Below are 3,683 nucleotides of genomic sequence, written 5' to 3'. Positions count from 1 at the left end.
CATTTTATCGCCGGTCACTCTTGGTCAAGATTAGGGCAAGATTATAATCTTTTAGCGGGACGAGTTTGGATTTTGGTTCTCTTGGTCATTACTTTTGCTCCTCTACTATTTTATCAACTTTTTTCTTAATTATGAAAGCTATTATCATTAATCGCTATGGCGATAGTAATGTTCTCCAATACACCGAAATAGAAAAGCCAATTCCCCAAGGGAAAGAAGTCTTAATTAAGATTATGGCAGCGGGAATTAATCCGATTGATTGGAAGATTCGTCGGGGGATGCTCAAAATAGCCACAGGTAATAAATTTCCCCTGCAATTAGGTTTTGATTATGGGGGAATTATCGTTGAAAAAGGCAGTCAGGTGGAACAATTCCAGATCGGAGATGAGGTTTTTGGTTTTCTCAATCAATTACCCGGTAGAACCTATGCTGAATATGCAATTATTCCCGCTTCCCTCTTAGTTAAAAAACCGCATAATCAGAGTTTTATTGAAGCTGCCGCCACTCCTTTAGCCGCTTCTACCGCTTTGCAAGTCTTGCGGGATTTTGGCGGCATTCAAGCAGGAAATCGGATTTTAGTTAATGGTGCATCGGGAGGAGTGGGTAGCTTTGCCGTGCAGATAGGAAAAATTTTCTCTGCGGAAGTAGATGGAGTTTGTAGTAGTAAAAATATCGATTATGTCACCTCTTTAGGAGCAGATAAAGTTATCGATTATACCCAAGAAGATTGGAGAAAAACTGAGCAGAAATATGATATAATCTTCGATGCTGTGGCTAAGTCTTCTTTTTGGCACTGTCGTCAGCTTTTAAAACCCCAAGGCACCTATATAACCACCCTCCCAAATCCCGGAATTATCTTCCTAAATTATCTCGGTGCTTGGTTGCCCCAAAAAGGGAAACTGATATTTTTTGCTCAAGCACAAGCGTCCGACTGGCAATTTCTCAAAGAAGCGATCGAATCGGGAAAATTAACTGTTAGAATTGATCGCACCTATACTTTTTCCCAGGTGGTAGAAGCTCATAATTATAGTGAATCGGAAAGAGTGCGAGGAAAAATAGTCTTAATCCCCGATTAAGGATAAATAGTTAGGGATTGCTGAATAAATCTGAAAACCTTGTTGGGTAACACTTTTAGACCTTTTGTCAATCAAAAAGTACCAGATATGGGAGTGATCGGGGGGAAAATCCCTGGACTTTTTCCCTGAAAATTAGGTAATTAACCCCCTGAAAATGGGTAAAACCCTACACCCCACACCCCACACCCCACACCCTGTCCCCACCAACAAACTTTTTGCTGCAAACCCTAAATAGTTAGGGATTTTCCCGATTTTTTGGGGAACGAGTAAATAGTTTTAAGTAGGTAGAAACAGAGAATTCTTTAATTGGGAAGGTGATAAAAGTCAAGGGATTAATAGTAATAATAATATTGCGGCTATCCCTCTGTACCGCCTTGATAATCTGTTTAGCCACCCAATCGGCGGACATAATACCCACAGGATTTAAATTACTCTTAAAAGGGCCAAGAATTAGCTTTCTCACCACACAGGGGGCATCTAAACGACGCAGGGTAATCATATCACCGATCGCCCGTTTACTGAGTTCGTAGAGGGGACTAAAGGCAGGATTAACCTCCGCTTCCGAGGTATTCACCCAGACTTCCTTGCGGGCAATTTGCTCGTTAGTGCGGACAGTTTTGAAGAATAATTCCATTAAACGCCAGACGGAAAAAGTATTCACTTGGTAGGCTAATTCGATCGCTTCTGGGGTTCTTTGGCCGTGGACATTAACGCCATGATTTAAAATTAGTATATCTACAGACTTAAATAGGTCCTCAAGTTGCGTTTCTTCACCTATTTGCCATTTTACGGTTTTTACAGGTACTGATTCGCCGTTAATTTCAATAGCGATCGCATTGTCCCCGGAAGTGAGCGCGATTACCTTGGCTCCCTTCAGTTGTAGGTACTTTAACAGCGATCGCCCTAAAGTTCCATTCGCCCCGGTAATGGCGATCGTTTTGCCCTTGAGAGAAAGTGCCGTCCCCATCAATTTATCCATAAAGGTGAAAGTGCCACAATAATAAGCCTTTTGGTTATCAAAATGGTGTCGCCAGTGGTAGGTACGATTAACGCGCCATTGAGCGGGAAAACTCTCAAATTGCCCCGGACGATGGGTTAAATCGGTTAATTCCTCCAGATTGGCGATCCCTAAACCTCGACCGATCGCCGTACTGAGAAAAGCCAAAGTATAAAGGGAACCTAACCAACCCAACCAAGGGCGATCGAACCCCCAAGAGTAGGCCAATAGTACCGGTAAAACACTGGCAGCCAACATGACCAAGGCTTCCGGTACATCATTGTACCAGTGCGCCCGACGATAAATTTCCTTGCTCATTACCGACAGATCGGGACGAAAAACCCGATGATGCCAGACGTGCAGACGATAAAGGGGCTGCCAATGGTGGGCTAGAGCATGATAGCTATCACGCACGATCTCCACCCAAATAATTGAGCCACAAATCAGTCCGACACAGAGGAGCAGGTTTGACATAAGGGATAAATGTTAAATTTTTCTCAACGAATGTAAACAAAGCAATCTTAGCCGAAAAAGCGCATTTATAGGGAAAAAAAAGCCAATAGCTTGAAAAACTAGGGTTTATTTCCCGAAAAAACTTAAGATTCTGTTAAAAATTTTAACAATTTTCGGTAAGATAAAGCAAGAAATAAGCTTCTACTGGAACAGTTACTTAACCTGAGTCGATTATGGCAGAAAATTATTGGTCGCGAGAGGATGATAACGAAGAATTAGACCCGATTGGTTCCCTCCTATCTGACTGGTCCGATCCCGAAGACGAGGAGGACGAATTTAGGAGCGAAATTTTTCAAGGCCGATCGGGACGCAGACAGAAAGCGGCTTTTAGCCTCATGGCGATCTGGACAATAATTATCGGACTTCATTGGCTTAGTTGGGGTTATTGGGCAATTATCGCCTTAACTATGGTACTATCGGGGCAAGCTTTGCGGCTGCTGTTCACCAAACCAGAAACGCCGCCAATTCCCTTACTGGATAAGGATTTAGCCTCTGTCCCCGGGGTTTCTCTCTTAGTAGCGGCCAAAAATGAAGAAACCGTAATCACGAAACTGGTTAATTATCTCTGTCATCTAGACTATCCCCAAGATAAGTTAGAAGTTTGGATCGTCGATGACTATAGTACCGATAACACGGGGGCGATTCTCGATCGCCTTGCTTTAGAATATCCCCAATTAAAAATTCTTCATCGTCCTGCTAATGCCGGAGGTGGCAAATCCGGCGCCTTGAATCAGGTTTTATCCCTAACTAACGGGGAAATTATCGGCGTATTCGATGCGGATGCGGGATTATCCTCCGATTTACTGCGTCATGTGGTGCCGATGTTCGACGAGCGAGAAGTGGGTGCGGTACAGGTGCGAAAAGCGATCGCCAATGCCGACGAAAACTTCTGGACAAAAGGACAAGCGGTAGAAATGATTTTTGATAGCTGTTTCCAACAGCAACGGATCGCGGTGGGAGGGATCGGAGAATTGCGCGGAAATGGTCAATTTGTCCGACGTAGTGCCTTAAATCGTTGCGGGGGTTGGAATGAACAAACGATCACCGACGATCTTGATTTAACTATTCGTCTCCATATCGATAATTGGAAAATTAAT

General features: G+C 43.5%; 3 protein-coding genes and 1 pseudogene. 2 read left to right on the top strand and 2 right to left on the bottom strand.

Going from position 1 to position 3,683, the window contains the following annotated elements:
• The first annotated feature begins 131 nt into the window (after positions 1-131).
• Positions 132-1,076 (top strand): NAD(P)-dependent alcohol dehydrogenase, encoded by a 945-nt coding sequence (locus PX484_RS07560; protein ID WP_288103342.1) that lies wholly within the window; start codon positions 132-134, stop codon positions 1,074-1,076.
• Here PX484_RS07560 and PX484_RS25975 read toward each other — a convergent pair.
• Positions 1,062-1,269, bottom strand: a pseudogene (locus tag PX484_RS25975) (hypothetical protein). The gene PX484_RS07560 and the pseudogene PX484_RS25975 overlap by 15 nt on opposite strands.
• 42 nt (positions 1,270-1,311) lie before the next feature.
• The gene (locus tag PX484_RS07555) at positions 1,312-2,547 is read right to left on the bottom strand and encodes a bifunctional sterol desaturase/short chain dehydrogenase (protein WP_287664563.1); all 1,236 of its coding nucleotides are present in this window, start codon (positions 2,545-2,547) and stop codon (positions 1,312-1,314) included.
• 212 nt (positions 2,548-2,759) lie between these two features.
• Between PX484_RS07555 and PX484_RS07550 the strand changes: the two genes are divergently transcribed.
• Positions 2,760-3,683 (top strand): glycosyltransferase family 2 protein (locus PX484_RS07550; protein ID WP_288103340.1); only part of this gene is annotated, 924 nt, incomplete at its 3' end.

The organism is Microcystis sp. M49636_WE2 (assembly GCF_030065375.1).
GTDB classification, from domain to species: domain Bacteria; phylum Cyanobacteriota; class Cyanobacteriia; order Cyanobacteriales; family Microcystaceae; genus Microcystis; species Microcystis aeruginosa_C.
Note: the sequence above shows the minus strand (reverse complement) of the source record. Positions and strands in the feature narration are given on the sequence as shown.

Excerpts from the sequence above, each read along its gene's own strand:
- PX484_RS07560 (WP_288103342.1), top strand. The coding sequence starts at position 132 with ATGAAAGCTATTATCATTAATCGCTATGGCGATAGTAATGTTCTCCAA.
- PX484_RS07555 (WP_287664563.1), bottom strand. The coding sequence starts at position 2,547 with ATGTCAAACCTGCTCCTCTGTGTCGGACTGATTTGTGGCTCAATTATT.